Genomic DNA, 22689 nt, shown 5'->3' on the forward strand with positions numbered 1-22689 from the left:
GATGGCATATGAAAGGACATCATGTCGCAGACAAGTGGGCTTCATGACGGGATCAGCGGTGATCGTGCGGCCCCCATCGCGGGCAAGCCTTGCTCCCACAGGAGGTAGTGTCCTGAATGCGGTTGTCTATCAGAGGGTGAGGACTGTGGGAGCAAGGCTTGCCCGCGATGGCGTCAGCTGTTTCACCACACAGCCTCAGTCGAACTCGAACAACGCCTCATGACTGAACTGCGCCTCAAACCCGCTCGCCGGCATCGGTCGGCCGAACAAATATCCCTGAACCTCGTCGCAACCATGCTCACGCAGGAAATCCAGCTGCTCCTGGGTTTCCACGCCTTCGGCGATTACCGCCAGGTTGAGGCTGTGGGCCATGGCGATGATCGCCCGGGCAATCTGCGCGTCCTGTTCGCCGGATGGCAGGCCGTCGACAAAGGTGCGGTCGATTTTCAGCACGTCGATCGGGAATTGCTTGAGGTAGTTGAGCGATGAGTAACCGGTGCCGAAGTCGTCGACCGCGATACTCAGGCCGAGATTTTTCAAGCCGTCGAGAATCTGCATTGCCTCGCTGACTTCGCGCATCAGGATACTTTCGGTCAGCTCCAGCTCCAGGCATGCGGGAGGCAGGCCGGTGTCCCTGAGGATATTGGCGATACGCGTGCCCAATTGACCATCGGAGAACTGTCGCGCCGAGATGTTCACGGACACTTTTGGCACGCGCACCTTGGCCTGGTGCCAGGTCTTGAGCTGGCGGCAGGCCTCGCTGATGACCCAGTCGCCGACGTCCACCACCAGGCCAAGCTCCTCCAGCACCGGAATGAAATCCCCCGGCGGCACCAGTCCACGGCGAGGGTGACGCCAGCGCAGCAAGGCTTCGGCGCCCGTCAGGCGTTTGCCGTCGCCGCTGAACTGCGGCTGGTAATACAGCACAAATTCGTCTTGCTCCAGGGCGTGGCGCAAGTCGCTTTCCAGTTCCAGGCGCTCCAGGGCGCTGGCGTTCATGTCCGCCTGGTAAAACTGGAAGTTGTTCTTGCCGCGTTCCTTGGCGTGGTACATCGCAGTGTCGGCGTTTTTCATCAGCTGACTGAGCTCGTTGCCGTCTTGCGGGCTCAGGGCGATGCCGATACTGGCAGTGACGAAAAATTCCCGACCTTCCAGCACGAACGGTTTCACCAGGCTGCCCAGAATCTGTTCGGCGACATGAATCGCCCGATTCAACGCCATCTCACGGTTGGCCCGGGGTTGCAGGAGTAAGGTGAATTCATCGCCGCCCATGCGCGCCACGGTGTCGTCATCGTCGACACAGCCAAGCAGGCGCGTGGCCATTTCCTTGAGCATGCGATCGCCGGCAGCGTGGCCCAGGGAGTCGTTGATCGGCTTGAAGCGGTCGAGGTCGAGGAACATCAGCACCACCCAGCCTTTCTGCCGTTCCGCCGATTGCAGCGCAGTGTGCAGGCGATCCTGAAAAAGCGTGCGGTTGGGCAGGTGAGTCAGGGCGTCGTAGTAGGCCAGGCGGTGGATGCGCTGTTCACTGGCCTTGCGCTCGCTGATGTCGCTGAAGAAACACACGTAGCTGGCCAGGTCGCCTTCGTCATCCAGCACCGCGGTGATGCCGACCCAGGCCGGGTAATGCTCGCCATTACGCCGCTTGAGCCACACTTCGCCTTCCCAGGTGCTGTGCTGGTTGAGCTGTTTGAGCACGTAGCGCAAGTGCGCGTCCTGCTGCTCGTCCACGGTCAGCATGTTCGGCAGCTGGTCGAGCACTTGTTCGACGGCGTAGCCACTGACGCGGCTGAAGGCTTCGTTGGCCTGCACGATGTAACCGGCAGGGTCGGTGATCAGGATGGCCGAGGTCGAGTGCTCGAATACCGTCGCCGCCATGCGCAGGTCTTTCTCGGCGCGACGTTGCTGACTGATGTCGCGGCCGACGCCCAGCACGCCTTCAAAGGCTCCCTGTTCATCCCAGACCAGCACCAGGCGCAGTTCAATGGGAACCTTGCGGCCGTCGGCGCGCAGGCAGTCGAACAGGAACAGTTGGGTCTGCACCTGTTCGCGCAGCAGGGCCAGCATGTCGGGCTTGTTCAGCGCCTTGCTGACCCGATCCATCAGGCTGTAGATGCCGGTCAGCTGTTGTGGGTTGGCAATCGTTGACTGCCAGCCGTTCTGGAAGATCCATTCCACGTCAAAGCCCAGCACGGCGTGCACCGAGGGGCTGACGTAATTGAGCGACATCTTGCTGTCAGTGGAGAAAATCACGTCGCTGATACTTTCGGCGAGCATGCGGTAGCGCTGCTCACTGTCGCGCAGGGATTCGCTGGCTTCGATCTGCTCGGTGATGTCCTTGGCCACGCCGATGATGCGCGTCACCTGGTCCTGTTTGTCCCGCGCCAATGCCTGTTCGCGCACTTCGAACCGACGCCATTTGCCGTCCCGGTGACGAAAGCGCAACTGGCATTGCAGCAGCTGGCTATAGCCGCCCTGGCGCTGGGTCTGGCGCGATCGGTGATAAAAGTCGGCATCATCGGGATGCAGCAGGATTTCCCAGAAGTAGTCGCCCATCTGGTGCAGCTCGGTGCGGTTGTAGCCGAGGGTCTGGCCCAGATGGTGGTTGCTGAAGATCATCCGCTGGCTAATGACGTCTTGCACGTAGAGGTGATCCGGAACCGTACGCACCACGTCTGACCAGAAGCCTTCACGCTCCAGCAATGACAGCTCGATGAGCTTGCGGCTGGTGATATCGGTAATGCTCAGGATCACCGCTTTGTAATCACCTTGGTCCTCAGGCAGGCGCAGCACCAGCCACAAGTGCTGATCTCGGCCATTGGCGTCCTGCAGGCGGATCTCCAGTTCGAGCTGTTTGTGCTGTTGCAATACGGCTTCGAGGATCGGCTCGCCGATGGCCGAACCGTTCAGTGGGCTGCCATCGATCAGGCGCTTCCAGGCCTGCTCCGGCGCATTGACCTCGAGCAGCTGCAGGGCGACCTGGTTGACTTCGGTGATGCGTAATTCGCGCAGCAGCTGTTCACGCTGCGTCGGCACTGCCAGCCAGCTTTGCAGCTGTTCGGTGTTGTCGATACGCGCCTTGTCGAGGGCGCTCTTGAGCCCGGAAAGATCCAGGACACACAGGGCGACACCCGTGCCTTCGAAGATGTCGTGATAGCGCCGACGGCCCTCTTGCAGTTGGCGCTGGCGGCGGCGCATGTTCAGCAGCGCGATGAAGGGCAGCAGGGAAAAGGCCAGGCCAAGCAGGCATTTGCCGATAAATGCCGGCAACAGGTGCTCAATCACGCGCTGGCGGTCGAACAGCCCGCGCAGCTGCCAATCGCTGCTGCTCAGGGGCACCGTCAATACGCTGTTGGCCAGGTCTTGCGCCGTCAGTTCACCAGGCTCCGCCAGCGGCACGGCGTTATCGCGGCTGACGATTTGCCGATTGATGCGATTTTCCACCAGCCACAGCGGGCGGATGCCGGCTTCATTCTGCTTGGTCAGCGACGCGAAAAATGTCGGCGAAAGGCGCAGAGCCCAGTAACCGCGAGTGCTGCCGCTGGCCTGGTGCAGGAGTAGATGCACCACCGAGCCATCATCGGCATTGCTGAAATAGTGCGCCTGGGCGCGGCTGCGCTGAACCAGCTGGCTCAGGTAATCGGCATCCTTGCTGTCCACGGCGCTGTCGCTGAGCACTTTTCCAGACGGGCTGAGCAGCGCCAGGCTGCGTACCTCCGGCAACGACTGCTGGACTTTACGCAGCAGGGCCTGCTGTTCTTCGCTGGTTTGTGGTTGCTCGACGATTGGCAGCAGGTTCAGGGCGATCTGCGCGTTCAGCGCCATGTTCAGGCTGACTTGCGACGCCAGGTCGGCGGTGAAGTCGATGGTGTACTGGCGCTGGTTTTTCTGGGTTTCGCGCAATTGGTCGAGCAGCTGCCAGAACAGTAGGCCCAGCAGCAGTAAAACGAGGGTGGCCAGGGCACCTTTCAACGTCCCGCGCAGGGGGGAACCGGCCACAGCACGGGCAGCGCTCGCAGAAGACGGTGGAGGCACTTTGGACAAGCTTTTTATCCTGCGGATGGGCGGGACTGGCGCGACGCGCACTATAAGCCGGACGCCCGAAGGGCGGCTAGCATGCCTTGAGTTGTGGCAAAGTGCCAGTCCCGCTCGGCTGGACTGCCATCCATCATTAAGGTAGCTTTACCGGTTACGTGGGAGCGTTCCAGCTCCTAGAATCAGACTTTCTTCAGCGCGCACGCATTGGTCTCTATCAAGCGGTCAGCGCGCACGGTCTGGCCGGGCCTCGCCCGCGCTCCAATCATTCATCTGTCACTGACCCAAGGTTCTCCATGGCTCAATACGTCTTCACCATGCATCGGCTGGGAAAAGTTGTTCCGCCGAAGCGGGAAATCCTGAAAAACATTTCGCTGTCTTTCTTCCCGGGCGCCAAGATCGGCGTGCTCGGCCTCAACGGTTCGGGTAAGTCCACGCTGCTGAAAATCATGGCCGGCGTCGACACCGAATTCGAGGGCGAAGCCCGTCCGATGCCGGAACTGAACATCGGCTATCTGCCGCAGGAACCCATCCTGGATCCGACCAAGACCGTACGTGAAGTGGTCGAGGAAGCGGTCAGCGTGATCAAGAACGCCCAGGCGCGCCTGGACGAGGTCTACGCCGCTTACGCCGAGGAAGATGCCGACTTCGACAAGCTGGCTGCCGAGCAAGCCAAGCTTGAGGCAATCCTGCAGGCCAGCGATGGTCACAACCTGGATCGCCAACTGGAAGTCGCCGCCGACGCGCTGCGTCTGCCGGCATGGGATGCCAAGGTCGAATTCCTCTCCGGTGGTGAAAAGCGTCGTGTGGCCCTGTGCCGCCTGCTGCTGTCCGCCCCGGACATGCTGCTGCTCGACGAACCAACCAACCACCTGGACGCCGATTCCGTGGCCTGGCTGGAGCACTTCCTGCACGATTTCCCGGGCACCGTGGTAGCGATCACGCACGACCGCTACTTCCTGGACAACGTTGCCGGCTGGATTCTCGAGCTCGACCGCGGCGCCGGTATCCCGTACGAGGGCAACTATTCGGGTTGGCTCGAAGCCAAGTCCAATCGTCTGGCTGCCGAATCCAAGCAGCAGTCGGCTCACGAAAAAGCCATGAAAGAAGAACTGGAGTGGGTGCGCAAAGGCGCCAAGGCCCGCCAGTCGAAATCCAAGGCACGTCTGCAACGCTTCGAAGAAATGCAGTCGCAGGAATTCCAGAAGCGCAGCGAAACCAACGAGATCTACATCCCGGCCGGTCCGCGCCTGGGCGACAAGGTCATCGAATTCAAGAACGTCAGCAAGGGCTACGGCGATCGCGTGTTGATCGACAACTTGTCGTTCTCCATGCCTAAAGGCGCCATCGTCGGCGTGATCGGCGGTAACGGTGCGGGTAAATCCACGCTGTTCCGCATGTTGATGGGCAAGGAAACTCCGGATTCGGGCACCATCGAAGTCGGCGAAACCGTGCAGCTTGCTTGTGTGGATCAAAGCCGCGAAGACCTGGATGGCAGCAAGACCGTATTCCAGCAGATCTCCGATGGCTCCGACCAGATTCGCATCGGCAACTACGAGATCCCGTCGCGTACCTACGTTGGTCGCTTCAACTTCAAGGGCGGCGACCAGCAGAAGTTCGTCAAGGACCTGTCCGGTGGTGAGCGCGGTCGCTTGCACCTGGCTTTGACCCTGAAAGAGGGCGGCAACGTCCTGCTGCTCGATGAACCGTCCAACGACCTCGACGTTGAAACCCTGCGTTCCCTGGAAGAAGCCTTGCTGGACTTCCCGGGCGCCGCGATTGTGATCTCTCACGATCGGTGGTTCCTTGACCGCGTCGCGACGCACATCCTGGCGTACGAAGACGACTCGCAAGCGATCTTCTTTGAAGGTAACTACACCGAATACGAAGCCGATCGCAAAAAGCGTCTCGGCGAAGCGGCTGCCCAGCCGCATCGTGTACGGCACAAAAAACTGGCCTGATATCGGGTTGGTTGGATGAAAAAACGGAGCCTTCTCGGCTCCGTTTTTTTATGGGCTTTTCAGTGACACCGAGGCGCGGCGTTCGCGAGCAAGCCCGCTCCCACAGGGGGCGGTGCCAGCAGGTGAAACCCGGTCCAATGTGGGAGCGGGCTTGCTCGCGAAGACGGCGTCACTGATGGTGCATATCGCATAGGTTGGCTCCCTGTTCAGGTGCGCTTTCACCCCGAAAAGCCGATTAATTTATATCCTGTGCACCATTTAATTTCATAAAGGCGACATGTTGCGCTGTTCCTGTGCGCGATTCGTTTGTTAAAGTCCGGCTCAATCTCTCCAACGACAATAAATTTGCCGAGACTTTTCCATGATCGAATCCGTTGAATCTTTCCTTGCCCGCCTCAAAAAACGCGACCCTGACCAGCCTGAATTCCATCAGGCCGTGGAAGAAGTCTTGCGCAGCCTCTGGCCGTTTCTGGAGGCCAATCCGCATTACCTGACCTCCGGTATCCTGGAGCGCATCTGTGAGCCGGAGCGGGCGGTGGTGTTTCGCGTGTCCTGGGTCGATGATCATGGAAAAGTGCAGGTCAATCGCGGCTTCCGCATCCAGATGAACAGCGCCATCGGTCCTTACAAGGGCGGTCTGCGCTTCCATGCTTCGGTAAATCTGGGCGTACTGAAGTTTCTCGCGTTCGAACAGACCTTCAAGAATTCCCTGACCTCGTTACCCATGGGCGGCGGCAAAGGTGGGTCGGACTTCGATCCCAAAGGTAAAAGCGATGCTGAAGTCATGCGCTTTTGCCAGGCGTTCATGAGCGAGCTGTACCGGCACATCGGTGCAGACGTGGACGTGCCTGCCGGTGATATCGGCGTCGGAGCCCGGGAGATCGGTTTCCTGTTCGGCCAGTACAAACGCTTGAGCAACCAGTTCACCAGCGTGTTGACCGGCAAGGGCCCGAGCTACGGCGGCAGCCTGATTCGTCCGGAGGCCACCGGTTTCGGTTGCGTGTATTTCGCCGAGGAAATGCTCAAGCGCAAAGGCGCAACCGTCGAAGGCAAGCGTGTAGCGATCTCGGGGTCAGGCAACGTGGCGCAGTACGCGGCGCGCAAGGTCATGGACCTGGGCGGCAAAGTGATCTCGCTGTCAGACTCCGAAGGCACTCTTTACTGCGAAGCTGGCTTGACTGAAGAGCAATGGGTGGCGGTCCTGGAGCTGAAAAACGTCCAGCGCGGACGAATCAGCGAGTTGGCCGCGCGCTTCGGCCTGGAGTTCCGCGCCGGTCAGAGTCCATGGGATTTGGCCTGCGACATCGCGCTACCCTGCGCGACGCAGAATGAACTCGATGCCGAGGCTGCCCGCACGCTGCTGCGCAACGGCTGCATCTGCGTGGCTGAAGGCGCCAACATGCCGACCACGCTGGAAGCCGTGGATCTGTTTATCGAAGCGGGCATTCTGTTTGCGCCGGGCAAGGCGTCCAACGCCGGCGGTGTCGCGGTGAGCGGGCTGGAAATGTCGCAGAACGCCATGCGCCTGCTGTGGACCGGCGGTGAGGTGGACAGCAAGCTGCACGCAATCATGCAGTCGATCCACCATGCCTGCGTGCATTACGGCGAGGAAAATGGCCGGATCAATTACGTCAAGGGCGCGAACATTGCTGGTTTCGTCAAAGTCGCTGACGCCATGCTCGCCCAGGGCGTGGTTTAAGCCGGTTCGATGCGAATGATCTCTATCAACTGATCGCCGGCCGGCCGCTGCCACAGCACCTCGTCCCCGAGTTGCGCTCCCAGCAGCGCCCGGCCCAACGGCGAGCCCCAGTTGATCAGGCCCGCTGGCGCATCGGCCTGATCCTCGCCCACCAGCTGGACCGTCTGTTCGGCACTGTGCTCGTCGGCGAAGGTCACTCGACTGCCAATCTGCACCTTCTGCGTTGAACTCGCCGGTGTGACCACCTGCGCGCTGAGCAGGCGCTGGTTGAAGTAGCGTAGATCCCGATCGAGGTCCGCCTGACGCTGCTTGTCGGCCTGTTCTCCTTTGGCCGACTGGGCACTGAGCTGCTGTTGCAACTCGGCGACCTTGGCTTGCAGCTGGGTCAGTCCGGTGGGCGTGACGTAATTGGGCTGCGCGCTGACCTGCCGTTCGACAGGCTGATCGGCTTGCGCAGCTGCATTATCTTCATTGACGAAGGCGCGACTCATGGTTTTCTCCCGTTATAGGGTTTGGGCCATGGTCGCAGGCATTTAGTTTCGATGGATGCCCGTGGGCGACTCATTGCGAGCGATAGGCGCGCGCTGCGTCCTGGTCTTTTTGCTGTTGCCAGGCCTTGTCACGATCATCCCCGTGGTGGTTGCGATAGTCTGCACGATCCTGATTTTCCAGCATCGCCTGGCATTGGCGAAAGCCATCGCTCCAGCCCTCGGCGTAGCGCGGGTCCTTGAGATAGCGCGGGACGTTCTTGCGAAACTCCCCGGTTATCGCCCCGGCAGCCTGCCGGCCACTGCTGCAACCGTCATCGAAGCCATCGGCGAAGGCGGGTGGATAGCCCTTGGCGATCAGGTCTTCGTGGGTCGACTGGCAACCTGTGATCAGCAGCACAACACTCAATGCACCTACCCAACGCCACATCTCAAACTCCCGGGCCGTGCTACGGCCGATGCAGGAAGTCTAGGTGTGGATTTGTGAGCCGGATGTGAAAGAAAGATCAAAAGATCGCGGCCCGTTGAGAGCGCCGTTCGGGGGAGCAAAGCTTGGTGGGAGCAAGCTTGGTGAGAGCAAAGCTAGGTGGGTGCAAAGCTTGGTGGGAGCAAAGCTTGCTCGCGATAGCATCGACGCGATCCATCGCCAGCAAGCAGGCTCCTACACGATCAGTAGTGATACCACTTCATCTCCAGCATCACTTCGTTCTCAGGTGACGCCATATGGCTGAACTCGCGCTGCGCACTCAGGCGCAGGCCAAGGTTGCGCGACAGCTCCCACTGCTGATTCAAACTCACGCTGCGGCGCACCTCACCGTTGGTGAAAAAATCACCTTTGGTTTCCAGGCTGAGGTTACCCAGCGAATTCTTCCACAGCAGCCCGGAATTAAAACCGGCGGCTGGGGCAATGAACCCGGCGAAATCATTGTTGTGTTCCACGCGCACGGTGCCCAGGGCAAACCCGAGCATGTCTTCGGTCAATTGCCAGGTGCCACCGGCGCCGCCATTGACATGGCTGACCAGATTCTCGTCATCGTGCTTGCCGGGCACACGCTCCAGGCCGCCAGTGACCTGCCAGGACAAGGGTTGCAGCAGCTCGTTGCGTGGGGTCAGGGAGCGAATCGTCGCCAGATCGAGCTGCTGGAACTGCCAGCGATTGCCTTCGTACTGGCGCAATTTCATCTGCAGGATTTCAATCTGCGCACCCAGAGGGAAGCTTTCGGCGTTGTCGTTGAGGTCGTGGTAGGCCATGCGCAAACCATACTCGGCGAAGGCTTCATCGCCTCGCGTGCCGATGCCGGCCTGCCAGGTGCGTGATTCGTGGCCGTCCTCGGGCAAGCCTGGGCGTGGGATATCCAGCGCTGGCGCCGGGTTCTGGTTGATCGCCCGCAGCAGTTCGAAACTGCGTTGGGAGCGCTCAGGATCACGCTCCTGACCGTTGGCGCGGTAGCGTTCCAGACGATAGGCCGCGTCGATGATCAGCGCCTGGCGATCCCGGGGTTGGGCCTTGAAGTCCGCAGTCTGCAGCTGATTCTGGTCGGCGCTGACCTTAAGCACCCATTGCTGCTCTTCATGGGTCAACGGCTCGGCGCGGCTCAGCAGCTCACGCTCCCGGGACGGGCGATACTCGATGGACTCCACCAGGCCCGCCTCTTTCACCGCCTTCACGGTGTCGGTGGGAATTGCCGTGAGGGGAAACTGTTCGGTCAGGCGCAGGCTCGGGCGAGCCACTTGCAGCAGTTCCAGCAAGCGGTAGGAGCAGTTTTCATCGAAGAAGAAATAGTCGAACTGAATCTGTTTCAGCTCCCAGACGTGCTCGACCATGCGCGCAGTTTCCGCCTGGGTCAGGTTCAGCCGGTATTCCCACAGGTCGCGGTTTTCCAGGCTGCGGTACTCAGAGAGTTTTTCCTGATAGGGCACCAGCGCAAACAGCCCCGGATAGCCGCCCATGAGACCTTTCCAGGCATAGAGGATGCTGTTGTCAGAGCCTTCGATGTAGGCGCCGAAGTTGATCGCATAACTGAGCAGTGACGTCTTGTCGCTCTGCACGCCAGCCTGATCGATACGCAACAGGGTGTGACCGAACATCGAAGACGGACTGTTCAAATACGCTGCCGGAAAGATCATCACCGCACTGTCGGGGGATACGTCCTTGAACCACTGCGTGAATTCAGCGCATGGCAGCGCCGGTAAATCAGTCAGGTTCAACTGCGCCTTGAGCCAGCGGGTGCGTGCCGGGTAAACGCATTGCGCGTGTTGTTCGCCGGCGCTTGCCGGGGCGTACAAGGCTTGCACGGTAGCTGCCAGTTCGCGGTCGGGATGTTCATTGCCGTCGGGGGCGAGGAAAAACTTCTTGTCGCTGACGTAGCTGCGCCAGCCGCCAAGCTTCGCGGTTTCGTAGTGGCCCAGGGAGATCCAGAAAGGGTCGTTAGCCAGTTGCTGCAAACGTTGAGAGTCGATGTTTGGCGCGGCGGACAGCGGGGCGCAGGCACAGAGCGCCAACCAGGCAAGGCGTTTGAGCATAGTGGGCAACTTAATGGAAAGAAACAAAGACCCAAGGGGGCGCAGGTCCAAAAAATAAAACCCGCTCCCCAAGAGGAGCGGGTGGGGTCGAGCTTATGCTTGAGTGGCGTATTTGGCCAGACGAGCATCGTTCTTGATAACGGACAGCGTGTTGGTATGCACGTCTTCAGCGGTTACGTCAGCTTTGCTGAAGATTTGCTGGAAGTGCTCGTGAGTCACAGCAGCGAAGTGCTCACGGTCTTCCGGCGCCACGCCCAGGACCACGGCGTAGGTAGTCAGCGCTTCGCCGTTACCTTTAGCCATGTCTTCGGACAGCTCATTCATCATGCCATTCATGGCCAGCCAGGATTTGCCGCCATAGGTCAGCGACGCGTTAGTCGAGCAACCGTTGGTACCAGAAGTCATACCGAAAGTTGCGTTACCGGAAGTGCCGTTAGTGGTGGATGCCAGGAAGTGAGCCGGGGTGCCACGCTGACCTTCGAACAGCATGTTGCCCCAACCGCAATCCGGACCGCCGGGCGCTTGTGCCATGGCGTTGAGGGATACAGCGGTGAAGAGAGTACCGAGAAGAATCCGTTTCATAGCTTTGTTCTCTTTATGTGCATACCAATGGACAGGGTCTGGCCCGATCTGGCGCCAGTGGGCCGGTTATTGTTCCAGCCGCGCAGTTTGGAGTTTAGGCACGTTCCAAGGGTTCCGTGACTTTTTGCAAAATATTCGTGGAAAACATTGATTTAGCCCCGGCCAGGCTGGAGATGGTGCTTTGGCTATGCTTTGGCGTAAGGCGCGCCTTGCAAGTGGGGTGGGGGCAGCGCCAGAATGCCGTTATCTGCCCCGCCTGATGTAAGGAAGCCCGATGCCTGATCCTGTTGCTGCCAGCTTGCGTCTAGCGCCCGAAGCGCTGACCCGTCCGTTTTCCGCTGAACAGTTCAGCTTCTCTACCACCAATGATCTGGAGCCCTTCCGCGGTGTACTCGGCCAGGAACGTGCGGTCGAAGCCTTGCAGTTCGGCGTGGCCATGCCCCGCCCCGGTTACAACGTATTTGTCATGGGTGAGCCCGGCACCGGCCGGTTCTCGTTCGTCAAACGCTACCTGAAAGCCGAAGGCAAACGCCTGCAGACCCCGGCAGACTGGGTCTATGTCAACAATTTCGACGAGCCGCGCGAGCCCCGCGCGTTGGAGCTGCCGTCCGGGACCGCCGGCGCATTCATCGGCGATATCAACACCTTGATCGACAATTTGGTGGCGACGTTTCCTGCGGTGTTTGAACACCCGTCCTACCAGCAAAAGAAAAGTGCCATCGACCGCGCCTTCAACCAGCGTTACGACAAGGCGCTGGATATCATCGAGCGCCTGGCGCTGGAAAAGGATGTGGCGCTGTACCGTGACGCCAGCAACATTGCGTTCACTCCGATGGCAGATGGCAAGGCCCTGGATGAGGCGGAATTCGCCCAGTTGCCGGAAGCCGATCGCGAGCGTTTTCACGATGATATTTCCGGCCTAGAGGAACGCCTCAACGAGGAGCTCGCGAGCCTGCCGCAATGGAAGCGTGAATCGAGCAATCAGCTGCGCCACCTCAATGAAGAAACCATCACCCTGGCCTTGCAGCCAATGCTGTCGCCGCTGTCGGAGAAATATGCCGAGAACGCGGCGGTCTGCGGTTACCTGCAAGCGATGCAGGTTTATCTGCTGAAAACGGTGGTCGAGCAATTGGTCGACGACAGCAAAATTGATGCTGTCGCCCGCAAGATGCTGGAAGAGCAGTACGCGCCAAGCCTGGTGGTCGGCCACTCGGCCAGCGGCGGTGCACCGGTAGTATTCGAGCCGCACCCAACTTACGAAAACCTGTTCGGGCGCATCGAGTACAGCACCGATCAGGGCGCGCTCTATACGACTTACCGGCAGTTGCGTCCGGGTGCACTGCACCGCGCCAATGGCGGTTTCCTCATCCTTGAAGCGGAAAAAATGCTCAGCGAGCCCTTCGTATGGGATGCGCTCAAGCGTGCCCTGCAGTCGCGCAAGCTGAAAATGGAATCGCCATTGGGTGAGTTGGGCCGCCTGGCCACCGTGACGCTGACGCCGCAGCACATTCCGTTGCAGGTCAAGGTCGTCATCATCGGGGCGCGGCAGCTGTACTACACGCTGCAGGACCTCGATCCGGACTTCCAGGAGATGTTCCGCGTCCTGGTGGATTTCGACGAAGATATCCCGATGGTCGACGAAAGCCTGGAGCAGTTCGCCCAGCTGCTGAAAACCCGCACCTCGGAAGAGGGCATGGCGCCGTTGACTGCTGACGCGGTGGCGCGCCTGGCAACCTACAGCGCACGCCTGGCCGAACACCAGGGGCGTTTGTCGGCGCGGATCGGCGACCTGTTCCAGCTGGTCAGCGAGGCGGATTTCATTCGTCATCTGGCAGCGGATGAGATGACCGACGCCGGGCATATCGAACGAGCCCTCAAGGCCAAGGCCACCCGTACCGGGCGGGTCTCGGCACGGATCCTCGATGACATGCTGGCCGGTATCATCCTGATCGACACCGATGGCGCCGCCGTGGGCAAGTGCAACGGGCTGACGGTACTGGAAGTTGGCGATTCGGCCTTCGGTGTGCCAGCGCGGATTTCCGCCACGGTCTACCCCGGTGGCAGCGGCATCGTCGACATCGAGCGTGAGGTCAATCTCGGCCAGCCGATTCACTCCAAGGGCGTGATGATCCTCACCGGTTACCTCGGCAGCCGTTATGCCCAGGAATTCCCGCTGGCGATTTCCGCGAGCATCGCCCTTGAACAGTCCTACGGTTACGTGGACGGTGACAGTGCGTCGCTGGGCGAGGCTTGCACGCTGATTTCGGCCTTGTCGAAAACCCCGCTCAAGCAGTGTTTTGCCATCACCGGTTCGATCAACCAGTTCGGGGAAGTGCAGGCGGTGGGTGGGGTCAACGAGAAGATCGAAGGCTTCTTCCGTCTCTGTGAGGCCCGTGGCCTGACGGGTGAACAAGGCGCGATCATTCCGCAAGCCAACGTGGCCACGCTGATGCTGGACGAGAAGGTACTGGCGGCGGTGCGCGCCGGGCAATTCCATGTCTACGCGGTGCGCCAGGCCGACGAGGCCTTGAGCCTGCTGGTGGGCGAACCGGCCGGTGCGCCGGACGAGAATGGCGAGTTCCCTGAAGGCAGCGTCAACGCCCGGGTAGTGGAGCGCCTGCGGGTGATTGCGGAAATGATCAGCGAAGAGGACCTGAAGGAGGCCGAGAAGGAAGCGGCGCAGGAAGCTCTGGCAGAAGCCAAGCCCGCCTGAAATTAATACCGGCCCTACTGTGGGAGCGGGCTTGCTCGCGAAAGCGGTCTATCAGTTAACGCATTGGTGAATGATAAATCGTCTTCGCGAGCAAGCCCGCTCCCACATTTTTGATCCGTACGAAATGAATGAAAGTGCCATCACTCTGGCGCCAATATTCACACAATGACCATTCGGCGCCTTGTGGTTCTACTTGGCATGCCCGCCAGACTTTTCTTCTATTCTCAGCTCAAGGATATCGACAGTATCACTGGATCGAAACAGTCTTCCGATGGGGGCTGAATACCGGATCTACCGAGGGTCGCCGCCATGTCGCGCAACCTCTGCCTCACCCGACAATGCCTGGGTCTTGTGACCCGTATCGAATGCGCTGTCCGCCCGCTGGCGGGTGACAAGGGCATGTGGACCTTGCTGTTTGCCGCCGGAATGGCCGGCGAACAACCTTCTGCCATCAAGGCCCAGGGACCTTTCCATGGCCCGTTCGTGGCCGAATCAATCCTCGACACTATCGTCGAAAGCCTGACCTTGCACGGCTACGAATTGGCCGACGATCCGCAGATCTGGTGCCTGCACCTGCAAGCCCAGCTGCGGGAGATCAATGGGGGACGGACGCGCAACCTGGCCGGCTTCGAGTTTCGCCCTGATCACTGATCGAGGCTGGAAGTGTCAGCCTTATCGAGCTTGACCTCGAATCCATATTGCACGGTGGTGAGGTCGATCCGCTGATAGGTTTCCAGCCGGGTCGGCTTGCCGTAGAAGTAGTGCACGCCAGTCAACGCCGGACCCTCCGGGCTCGCATCGTGACTGACCGCAAGAATCTCCTTCAGGTAATTGCCGCTGTCGTCCCGGGCGTAGAAGCGCCAGTCCTGCTGCGCGAATTCCTTGCGGTCGACCAGCAGGGCGTTCCCCCTGAGCTCCAGGCCCTTGGGCAATTGACGGACATCCAGGGTGTTCTTCTGAATGCTGGCCAGGAACAGTGGGATCGAGCCTACGGCGTACGCGGGTGTCTCCGGGAACAGGTTCAGGTCGTAGGTGATGGTGCCGCGCAGGGGGGCGACCTGGAACGCTTCGGGTGGCAGTTCGATCGGCTCATCGCGTTTGCCGCTTGAGTCTTCGGTGAAGAAACTGACCGGGCTGTCGCCAGGGTTGAATGAACTGCCCAGCAGTTCGTCGTTGAAGCTTGTCCTGTGGGAGAACTCGATGGTTGCGGCGCTCGGGTCGTCGACCGACTGGCGGATGCTCACGCCTTTTTTCAGTTGGTCTTCGCTCAGGGTCGCGCCCTTGAGCCAGTTTGCAGCCTGATCGTCATACACCACCACCGGCAGCTCCAGGCTCTGGATGGTTTTTTCCGTGGTGTGCGCGTCGAAGCGGCGGATTGGCAGATCCAGGTCCTTGCGGGTCACAGTGGCGGTGGAGAAATCCAGCACGCTGACTTCCAGGGTGTCGATCGGCCCGTTGAAGTAGACCTTCGAGTAGTGCCGGGTTTGCTGCTTTTCAAAAGCCCGTTGCTCGGATTCGAGTTGTTTCTCAAACGCCTCGCTCCAGGTTTTCTGCTGTTGCAGCAGGGCCAGTTGCTTTTGATAAAAGGCGATTTGCGTGGCCGACTGGTTGATAGAGCCTGAGCGCGAGAGAAATTGCCCGGTGCTGTCTTTCGCCTGGACGATCAATGGGTTCAGTGGAGTGTCAGCCACTTCCGCAGCCACCGGGGCGCTGTTGCTGAATTCGATTTCGGCGTAGTTGTTCTCGAGTTTCAACAGTTTGACGCTGAGGTTGTCATTGCTGCGAGTCTGGCCCACGTCCTTTTTTGTCAGGTCGAAGCTGTACAGCCTCCGCGGCGCAATAACTTCCACCTTGCCCTGCAGCCTCACGGGTTGAGGCTGGTGCTTGTTATCGACGTCCAGGCCATCAATGAAAGGGTAGGTGACGGTCAGGTCATCGGGGTTGGTCAGGTTGGAGCTTGAGGGGCTCAACTGGATACCGGGATCGGTTTCCGACCATTCCGGCTGGAACGGGATCACGCGTTTGTTGCTCAGGGTTACCGACAGCCATTCCACGCCATGGGGAAACACAAAGGCGTCGGGAATGTTGAAGTTGAAGGGGAATACCGGCTGCAGATCGGTCAGGTAGTCGGAGCTGGAGTCCTTGTGCAGCACGAACAGGCCGTTGATGTAGGTGTCGACCAGCGCCTGGGGCGTTGGGTAATGTTTGAGTACGGCGAGGGCATCTTCGCTGTATTCGGTTTCCAGTGGTTTGCTGTCGAGCTTGAGTTGCGCGCGCTCGAGCAGTAACAGCGAGCCGCCCAGTTCGGCGACGGCATCCTTGAGTTTGGGGTCTTCGATGGTCTCCAGGGATTTTTCGAACTGGGCCGTTTTGTCCTCGAGGCTGACCTGGCGTTTTTCATCGCTGGGCGAGCAGGCGCTCATCAGTAAAGCCAGGCAAATTCCGGCGCTCGTTAAAGGCAATCGCACTTCCATTTTCCCGTCTTCCTGTCCGATGTCGCTGAGCTGTCAATTGTTTCGACACTAGCAGAAAAAACTTGTCACACACGGGCAGGTTGCGGATTGACCGTCTGTTTCCAGTTGCTTCTGAATGTCCACAAGCGACTGGTATACTCGCGGCCATTTCCAGCCCAATGTGTGAGATTTAATGGAACGCTTTATCGAAAATGCAATGTACGCCTCGCGCTGGCTACTGGCGCCGATCTACTTTGGCCTGTCGTTGGGATTGTTGGCCTTGGGGCTGAAATTCTTTCAGGAAGTATTCCACGTCATTCCCAGCGTGTTCTCGATGGCTGAGTCGGATGTGATCCTGGTGCTGCTGTCGCTGATCGACATGGCGCTGGTGGGCGGCCTGCTGGTGATGGTGATGATTTCCGGGTACGAGAACTTCGTCTCCCAACTGGACATCGACGATCACAAAGAGAAGCTCAACTGGCTGGGCACCATGGACTCGTCTTCGTTGAAGATGAAGGTGGCAGCGTCGATTGTGGCCATTTCCTCGATTCACCTGCTGCGGATCTTCATGGACGCCAAGAACGTCGATCCCGAGCACTTGAAGTGGTATGTGATCATCCACATGACCTTCGTGGTCTCGGCCTTCGCCATGGGCTACCTGGACAAGCTCACCAAACACTGATCGCAAACGGACGGGCGGTGCAGCTCGTGGCTTGTGCTTTGAAGCGCCGAAGCCTATGCCTGTAAGAGTCCTGGCTCGCCACTGCCCGAGGTGCGTTCATGAACCTGCAAGAGCTCAATGCCTTTGCCATCGCCCATAAGGTCGATGAGCTGAACCTGATTTCGCTCGAAGGCGGAATCTACCTGCTGGAGGCGCGCATGCACGGCGCAGCCTATCCCTTGAGCGATGGCCACGGCAAAGTGCTGCATCTGCGCTCGGTCGAGCATGCCCGAGAAGTGCTGCATGCCTTTCCGGTCATGCCATTCAATCTGGTGCACACCTCTGTGCATGATGAAATGTGCGGGCTGGGCCCTGGTGCAGAGGAGAGCTTGAAGGTGCCTATTGCCTTGCGTACAAATTTGCAGGGCTGACACCCCTCATCAGCGCGCCGACATCTGTGCTAGTCTGCTGGCCCTTTTAGTTCCGGGCGCTCCGGGACGCGCTGTGCACGCACGGCATGTTCCAGGGCCGTCCGCACAGCGGAGCAGTGTCATGTCCGAAGTAAATCTGTCCACCGACGAAACCCGCGTCAGCTACGGTATTGGCCGTCAGCTGGGCGACCAGCTGCGCGACAATCCGCCGCCGGGCGTTAGCCTGGACGCGATCCTCGCAGGTCTGACCGATGCCTTCTCCGGCAAGGAAAGCCGTGTAGGTCAGGAAGAAATGTCCGCCAGCTTCAAGGTCATTCGCGAAATCATGCAAGCCGAAGCGGCTGCCAAGGCTGAAGCTGCTGCTGGCGAAGGCCTGGCATTCCTGGCTGAAAATGCCAAGCGTGACGGCATCACCACCCTGGCTTCCGGCCTGCAGTTTGAAGTGCTGACCCAGGGCGAAGGCGCCAAGCCAACCCGTGAAGATCAAGTGCGTACTCACTACCACGGCACCCTGATCGACGGCACCGTGTTCGATAGCTCCTACGAGCGCGGCCAGCCTGCAGAATTCCCGGTAGGCGGCGTGATCGCTGGCTGGACCGAAGCCCTGCAACTGATGAACGCTGGCAGCAAATGGCGTCTGTATGTGCCGAGCGAACTGGCTTACGGTGCTCAAGGCGTTGGCAGCATCCCGCCGCATAGCGTACTGGTGTTCGACGTCGAGCTGCTCGACGTTCTGTAATATCTGGCCCGATTTATCGTCGGGCTAATGTGGGAGCGGGCTTGCTCGCGAAAGCGGTGAGTCATTCAACGATGATGTTGAATGTTATGGCCTCTTCGCGAGCAAGCCCGCTCCCACAGTTGTTGTGCGGTTACTCATATTTCGATCTTATGGTTAAGATCGCTCGCCGGGCGCAATGCCCGGGCATAGCAGAACAGAAACAGATTGCGCACCAGCTCCTTGAGTACCACCGGTTCGCTGGAGCTCAGGCCGATGACGTCCAGATCTCCTTGGTCCTGCAGTTCGTTCAGGGCTTCTTCTTCAAGCACCGCACAGACTTCTCCGGTTTCCCGATGCAGGATCCTGAGGTATGGGTGTGGGCGATCAAGCCAGGCATCGATCAAATAGGTCATCAGTCTCATCTCCATTGATTGGGGTTCAATGAGAATAATTCTTATTCAATAAATAGCAAGGGACTATTGGCGGTTTGCGTTTTTTTGCGGGTAAAGATTGCGTAAGGTCAAATCGTTTGGCCATCACACGGGGGAGGGGACCATCCGGAGCAAGACTCCGGACGGGCTACAGCGGGATCAGACTTTTCTGACGAACTCGGATTTGAGTTTCATCGGGCCAATGCCATCGATCTTGCAATCGATGTCGTGGTCGCCATCGCACAGGCGGATGTTCTTGACCTTGGTGCCGACCTTCACTACCAGCGAAGTGCCCTTGACCTTGAGGTCCTTGATCACGGTGATGGTATCGCCGTCCTGCAGGACGTTGCCGACCGAGTCCTTCTTCACGGTGTCGTCAGCCGCCACTTCAGTTTCGCCGCCGGCCGACCACTCGTGGGCGCACTCGGGGCAGATCAGCTGCGCGCCGTCTTCGTAGGTGTATTCGGAATTGCATTTCGGGCAGGGTGGCAACGTGCTCACTAAAGCTCCTTGGATGAGGATGGCTAAAAGTCGCACATTATATAGGGTTTTGTTCGAAGAGGGTGTCGACGGCAAAAGATCGCAGCCTTCGGCAGCTCCTACAGGGTTTTGTGTACACCTGTAGGAGCTGCCGGAGGCTGAGATCTTTTGATTTTGCGTTTGCCTTTAATGCGTGCGGGCTACGGCAAACTCGCTCAGCTCGACCAATGCATCGCGATATTCGCTGGCCGGCAGCGCGTCGAGGCATTTGATCGCGCGGGCCACGTAATCACGGGCCAGTTTCGCGGTGTACTCCAGCGAGCCCGACGCTTCCACTGCTTCGCGGATGCTTTCCAGGTCTTCGATGCCGCCTTTCTGGATCGCCTTGCGCACCAGGGCCGCCTGTTCCGGCGTACCTTCACGCATGGTGAAGATCAGCGGCAGCGTCGGTTTGCCTTCAGCCAGGTCGTCGCCGACATTCTTGCCCAGGGTCTCGGCATCGCCTTTGTAATCGAGCAGGTCGTCGACCAGCTGGAAGGCCACCCCAAGGTGGTCACCAAAGGTGCGCAGGGCCTCGCTCTGCTCCGGCGTCGCGCCCGCCAGGGCCGCGGCGCTGTGGGTCGAAGCTTCGAAGAGCATGGCGGTCTTGCCGCGGATGACTTCCATGTAGGTTTCTTCGGTGGTGCTGGCGTCTCGCACCTTCGACAGCTGCAACACTTCGCCTTCGGCGATGATGCGGGTCGCTTGCGAAAGGATTTTCATGACTGGCATGGAGCCCAGTTCGACCATCATTTCGAAGGAGCGCGAATACAGGAAGTCACCCACCAGCACGCTCGGCGCGTTGCCCCACATGGCATTGGCGGTCGAGCGGCCACGGCGCATGCCGGACATGTCGACCACGTCGTCATGCAGCAGGGTGGCGGTGTGCAGGAACTCGATGGTCGCGGCGAGCAGACGCATGTCATCGCCTTCGCGGCCGAGGGCCTTGCCACACAGCAACACTAATAAAGGACGCAGGCGTTTACCGCCAGCCGAGGTAATGTAATCGCCGATTTTCGATACCAGCGGCACTCGGGAAGTCAGCTGCTTCTTGATGATGCCGTCGACGGCGCTAAAATCGTCCGCCACCGCGCGGTAGAAAGCTTGGGGTTGCATCAGCGACAGTTGCTCCAGAAGGGTTGCGCGGCATGCTAGGACCCACGTCGGCGGGTGTCAAGGCGCGATGGACGGCCCCTTGCATCAGCCCGGCAGCTTGCGTACAATCGCGCACCCTGAACTTCCTGGGCAGCACCTGCCTTACGCAATTGCAATCGGGCCTTCCAGCCCAATGCAGCCATGCCAGCCAATACCTCTTCTTATAAAGAGCTGGGTGAGCAGGATTATCGGAGAAATACCATGTCTTATGCAGTAATCGTTACTGGTGGCAAGCAGTACAAAGTTGCTCCAGGTGAATACCTGAAGATCGAAAAACTGGAAATCGCTACCGGCGAATCCGTTACTTTTGATCGCGTTCTGTTGGTTGCCAATGGCGACGACGTGAACATCGGCGCTCCAGTTGTTGCTGGCGCTACCGTTGTGGCTGAAGTGATCTCCCAAGGTCGTCACGATAAAGTCCGTATCATCAAGTTCCGTCGTCGTAAGCACCACATGAAGCGTATGGGCCACCGCCAGTGGTACACCGAGATCAAAATCACCGGTATTCAGGCTTAATTTCAGCCTAATTCCTCACTAGGAGAATTGACTCATGGCACACAAAAAAGCTGGTGGTAGTACCCGTAACGGTCGCGACTCAGAAGCCAAACGCCTTGGCGTGAAGATGTATGGCGGCCAGAAAATCATTCCGGGCAACATCATCGTGCGTCAGCGCGGCACCCAATTCCACGCCGGTTACGGTGTTGGCATGGGCAAAGATCACACCCTCTTCGCGAAAATCGAAGGCGTGATCAAGTTTGAAGTAAAGGGCGCGTTCAACCGCCGTTACGTGAGCGTTGTCGCAGCTTAATTGCGCGATCGCTGGAAAAGCCCTGTCTCGCGACGGGGCTTTTTCGTTTGTGGGGTGAGTCTCTTGCAAAGCTGTTTGTAATGAGCTCCAGCGCTGGATTTGCGGTCGTTGATTGAGGTCGCTGCGCTCATTTTTGCAAGAGTCTTATGTCTGGATTTTCTCGGCTCGTCCGTATGACGAGAGGCGTTTTGTTATGAAGTTTGTTGATGAAGTATCGATTCGAGTAAAGGCCGGTGACGGCGGCAACGGTTGCATGAGCTTCCGTCGCGAAAAATTCATTGAAAATGGTGGCCCTAACGGCGGTGATGGCGGTGATGGCGGCTCGGTCTACATGCTCGCCGACGAAAACCTCAACACCCTGGTGGATTACCGTTACACCCGTCATTTCGATGCCGAGCGTGGCTCCAACGGCGGCAGCACCGACTGCACCGGCAAGAAGGGTGAAGAGTTGGTCCTGCGCGTTCCGGTTGGCACGACGGTCATCGACTCGGCGACCCAGGAAGTCATCGGTGACCTGACCAAGGCTGGTCAGAAGCTGCTGGTTGCTCATGGTGGCTGGCACGGTCTGGGTAATACCCGATTCAAGTCCAGTACCAACCGTGCTCCGCGCCAGACCACTCCGGGTAAGCCGGGTGAGGCGCGTGACCTCAAGCTGGAAATGAAGGTACTGGCTGACGTGGGCCTGCTGGGTCTGCCGAACGCTGGCAAAAGTACGTTCATTCGTTCGGTTTCGGCCGCCAAGCCGAAAGTCGCCGACTACCCGTTCACCACGCTGGTGCCGAACCTGGGTGTGGTCAGTGTCGATCGCTGGAAAAGCTTCGTGGTTGCGGACATTCCGGGCCTGATCGAAGGCGCATCCGACGGCGCAGGCCTGGGGATTCGCTTCCTCAAGCACTTGTCGCGTACCCGTCTGCTGTTGCATCTCGTGGACATGGCGCCGCTGGATGACGCCAGCGCTCCGGATGCGGCTGAAGTGATCGTCAGTGAGCTGACCAAATTCAGTCCGTCCCTGGCTGAGCGCGATCGCTGGCTGGTGCTGAACAAGTGCGACCAGATCCTGGAAGAAGAGCACGAAGAGCGCGTCAAGGAGATCGTTGATCGCCTGGAATGGACCGGTCCGGTCTACGTGATTTCGGCTATCTCCAAGCTCGGTACCGAGCGCCTGTGTCACGACATCATGCGTTACATGGAAGATCGTGCTGACCGCCTGGCCAACGACCCGGTGTACAAGGAAGAGCTGGCTGAGCTCGATCAGCGCATCGAAGACGAGGCGCGTGCTCAGTTGCAGGCCCTGGATGACCAGCGTGCCCTGCGTCGCAGCGGCGTTAAGTCGGTCCATGATATCGGTGACGATGATTGGGACGAAGAAGACGTGGATGACGAAGACGGTCCGGAAATCATTTACGTGCGTGACTGATCTGTTGCTATAAACTTGAACGCCGCTCAATCGAGCGGCGTTTTAGTATCTGGAAATCGATTGTTGGTGACACATAGCCACGATTAACGTCATGG

The 22689-nt window shown here is 59.2% G+C and carries 19 protein-coding genes; 10 read left to right on the forward strand and 9 right to left on the reverse strand.

Going from position 1 to position 22689, the window contains the following annotated elements; all coding sequences use genetic code 11:
- Nucleotides 1-195 precede the first annotated feature (195 nt).
- Nucleotides 196-4044, reverse strand: a complete 3849-nt coding sequence (locus ORL50_RS08005; RefSeq protein WP_266011935.1) for a sensor domain-containing protein — start codon at nt 4042-4044, stop codon at nt 196-198.
- A gap of 287 nt (nt 4045-4331) precedes the next feature.
- Here ORL50_RS08005 and ettA point away from each other — a divergent pair, with 287 nt between their 5' ends.
- Nucleotides 4332-5996 carry an energy-dependent translational throttle protein EttA gene (gene ettA / locus ORL50_RS08010; RefSeq protein ID WP_266011937.1) on the forward strand — a complete coding sequence of 555 codons (1665 nt, stop codon included), beginning with the start codon at nt 4332-4334 and terminating at the stop codon, nt 5994-5996.
- Between the two features lie 361 nt (nt 5997-6357).
- Nucleotides 6358-7695, forward strand: a complete 1338-nt coding sequence (gdhA, locus tag ORL50_RS08015; protein ID WP_266011939.1) for an NADP-specific glutamate dehydrogenase — start codon at nt 6358-6360, stop codon at nt 7693-7695.
- Here gdhA and ORL50_RS08020 read toward each other — a convergent pair.
- From ORL50_RS08020 to ORL50_RS08035, 4 genes are all read right to left on the reverse strand, one after another.
- Nucleotides 7692-8186 (reverse strand): GreA/GreB family elongation factor, encoded by a 495-nt coding sequence (locus ORL50_RS08020; RefSeq protein ID WP_266011941.1) that lies wholly within the window; start codon nt 8184-8186, stop codon nt 7692-7694. The two genes, gdhA and ORL50_RS08020, sit on opposite strands and share 4 nt — an antisense overlap.
- Nucleotides 8187-8256: 70 nt before the next feature.
- Nucleotides 8257-8613, reverse strand: coding sequence for a hypothetical protein (locus tag ORL50_RS08025; protein WP_266011943.1), 357 nt, complete (start codon nt 8611-8613; stop codon nt 8257-8259).
- Nucleotides 8614-8852: 239 nt separating this feature from the next.
- On the reverse strand, nt 8853-10706 hold the full coding sequence (locus tag ORL50_RS08030; protein WP_266011945.1) for an Lnb N-terminal periplasmic domain-containing protein: 1854 nt from the start codon (nt 10704-10706) through the stop codon (nt 8853-8855).
- A gap of 93 nt (nt 10707-10799) precedes the next feature.
- Entirely contained in the window at nt 10800-11288 is a 489-nt protein-coding gene (locus ORL50_RS08035) for a DUF3015 domain-containing protein (RefSeq protein WP_266011947.1), read from the reverse strand.
- A gap of 274 nt (nt 11289-11562) precedes the next feature.
- Here ORL50_RS08035 and ORL50_RS08040 point away from each other — a divergent pair, with 274 nt between their 5' ends.
- Entirely contained in the window at nt 11563-14001 is a 2439-nt protein-coding gene (locus ORL50_RS08040) for a Lon protease family protein (RefSeq protein ID WP_266011949.1), read from the forward strand.
- 309 nt (nt 14002-14310) lie between these two features.
- Complete coding sequence (locus ORL50_RS08045) at nt 14311-14652, forward strand: PA4575 family protein (protein ID WP_266011951.1); 342 nt, start codon at nt 14311-14313, stop codon at nt 14650-14652.
- Here ORL50_RS08045 and ORL50_RS08050 read toward each other — a convergent pair.
- Complete coding sequence (locus tag ORL50_RS08050) at nt 14646-16475, reverse strand: hypothetical protein (protein WP_266011953.1); 1830 nt, start codon at nt 16473-16475, stop codon at nt 14646-14648. The two genes, ORL50_RS08045 and ORL50_RS08050, sit on opposite strands and share 7 nt — an antisense overlap.
- 172 nt (nt 16476-16647) lie before the next feature.
- On the opposite strand from ORL50_RS08050, the gene ORL50_RS08055 reads away from it, so the two are divergent.
- The 3 genes from ORL50_RS08055 (at nt 16648) to bamJ (ending at nt 18285) form a co-directional block, all read left to right on the forward strand.
- Nucleotides 16648-17136, forward strand: coding sequence for a TIGR00645 family protein (locus ORL50_RS08055; RefSeq protein ID WP_045059345.1), 489 nt, complete (start codon nt 16648-16650; stop codon nt 17134-17136).
- 98 nt (nt 17137-17234) lie between these two features.
- Complete coding sequence (locus ORL50_RS08060) at nt 17235-17546, forward strand: DUF6482 family protein (protein ID WP_266011955.1); 312 nt, start codon at nt 17235-17237, stop codon at nt 17544-17546.
- Nucleotides 17547-17667: 121 nt separating this feature from the next.
- Nucleotides 17668-18285 (forward strand): BamJ family beta-barrel-assembly machinery protein, encoded by a 618-nt coding sequence (gene bamJ / locus ORL50_RS08065; RefSeq protein WP_266011957.1) that lies wholly within the window; start codon nt 17668-17670, stop codon nt 18283-18285.
- A 134-nt stretch (nt 18286-18419) separates the two neighbouring features.
- Here bamJ and ORL50_RS08070 read toward each other — a convergent pair whose 3' ends face one another.
- The 3 genes from ORL50_RS08070 to ORL50_RS08080 all read right to left on the reverse strand — a co-directional run bounded on the left by ORL50_RS08070 (nt 18420) and on the right by ORL50_RS08080 (nt 20330).
- On the reverse strand, nt 18420-18677 hold the full coding sequence (locus tag ORL50_RS08070) for a PA4570 family protein (protein ID WP_266011959.1): 258 nt from the start codon (nt 18675-18677) through the stop codon (nt 18420-18422).
- Nucleotides 18678-18854: 177 nt separating this feature from the next.
- On the reverse strand, nt 18855-19196 hold the full coding sequence (locus tag ORL50_RS08075) for a zinc ribbon domain-containing protein YjdM (protein ID WP_266011961.1): 342 nt from the start codon (nt 19194-19196) through the stop codon (nt 18855-18857).
- Between the two features lie 165 nt (nt 19197-19361).
- Nucleotides 19362-20330 (reverse strand): polyprenyl synthetase family protein, encoded by a 969-nt coding sequence (locus ORL50_RS08080; RefSeq protein ID WP_266011963.1) that lies wholly within the window; start codon nt 20328-20330, stop codon nt 19362-19364.
- A gap of 240 nt (nt 20331-20570) precedes the next feature.
- On the opposite strand from ORL50_RS08080, the gene rplU reads away from it, so the two are divergent.
- The 3 genes from rplU to cgtA all read left to right on the forward strand — a co-directional run bounded on the left by rplU (nt 20571) and on the right by cgtA (nt 22594).
- On the forward strand, nt 20571-20885 hold the full coding sequence (gene rplU, locus ORL50_RS08085) for a 50S ribosomal protein L21 (protein WP_003176051.1): 315 nt from the start codon (nt 20571-20573) through the stop codon (nt 20883-20885).
- A gap of 34 nt (nt 20886-20919) precedes the next feature.
- Nucleotides 20920-21177 carry a 50S ribosomal protein L27 gene (gene rpmA / locus ORL50_RS08090; protein WP_003176049.1) on the forward strand — a complete coding sequence of 86 codons (258 nt, stop codon included), beginning with the start codon at nt 20920-20922 and terminating at the stop codon, nt 21175-21177.
- Nucleotides 21178-21370: 193 nt separating this feature from the next.
- Nucleotides 21371-22594, forward strand: a complete 1224-nt coding sequence (gene cgtA, locus ORL50_RS08095) for an Obg family GTPase CgtA (RefSeq protein WP_266012042.1) — start codon at nt 21371-21373, stop codon at nt 22592-22594.
- The last annotated feature ends 95 nt before the right edge of the window (nt 22595-22689 follow it).

This window comes from Pseudomonas sp. RIT-562, assembly GCF_026241895.1.
GTDB classification, from domain to species: domain Bacteria; phylum Pseudomonadota; class Gammaproteobacteria; order Pseudomonadales; family Pseudomonadaceae; genus Aquipseudomonas; species Aquipseudomonas mandelii_F.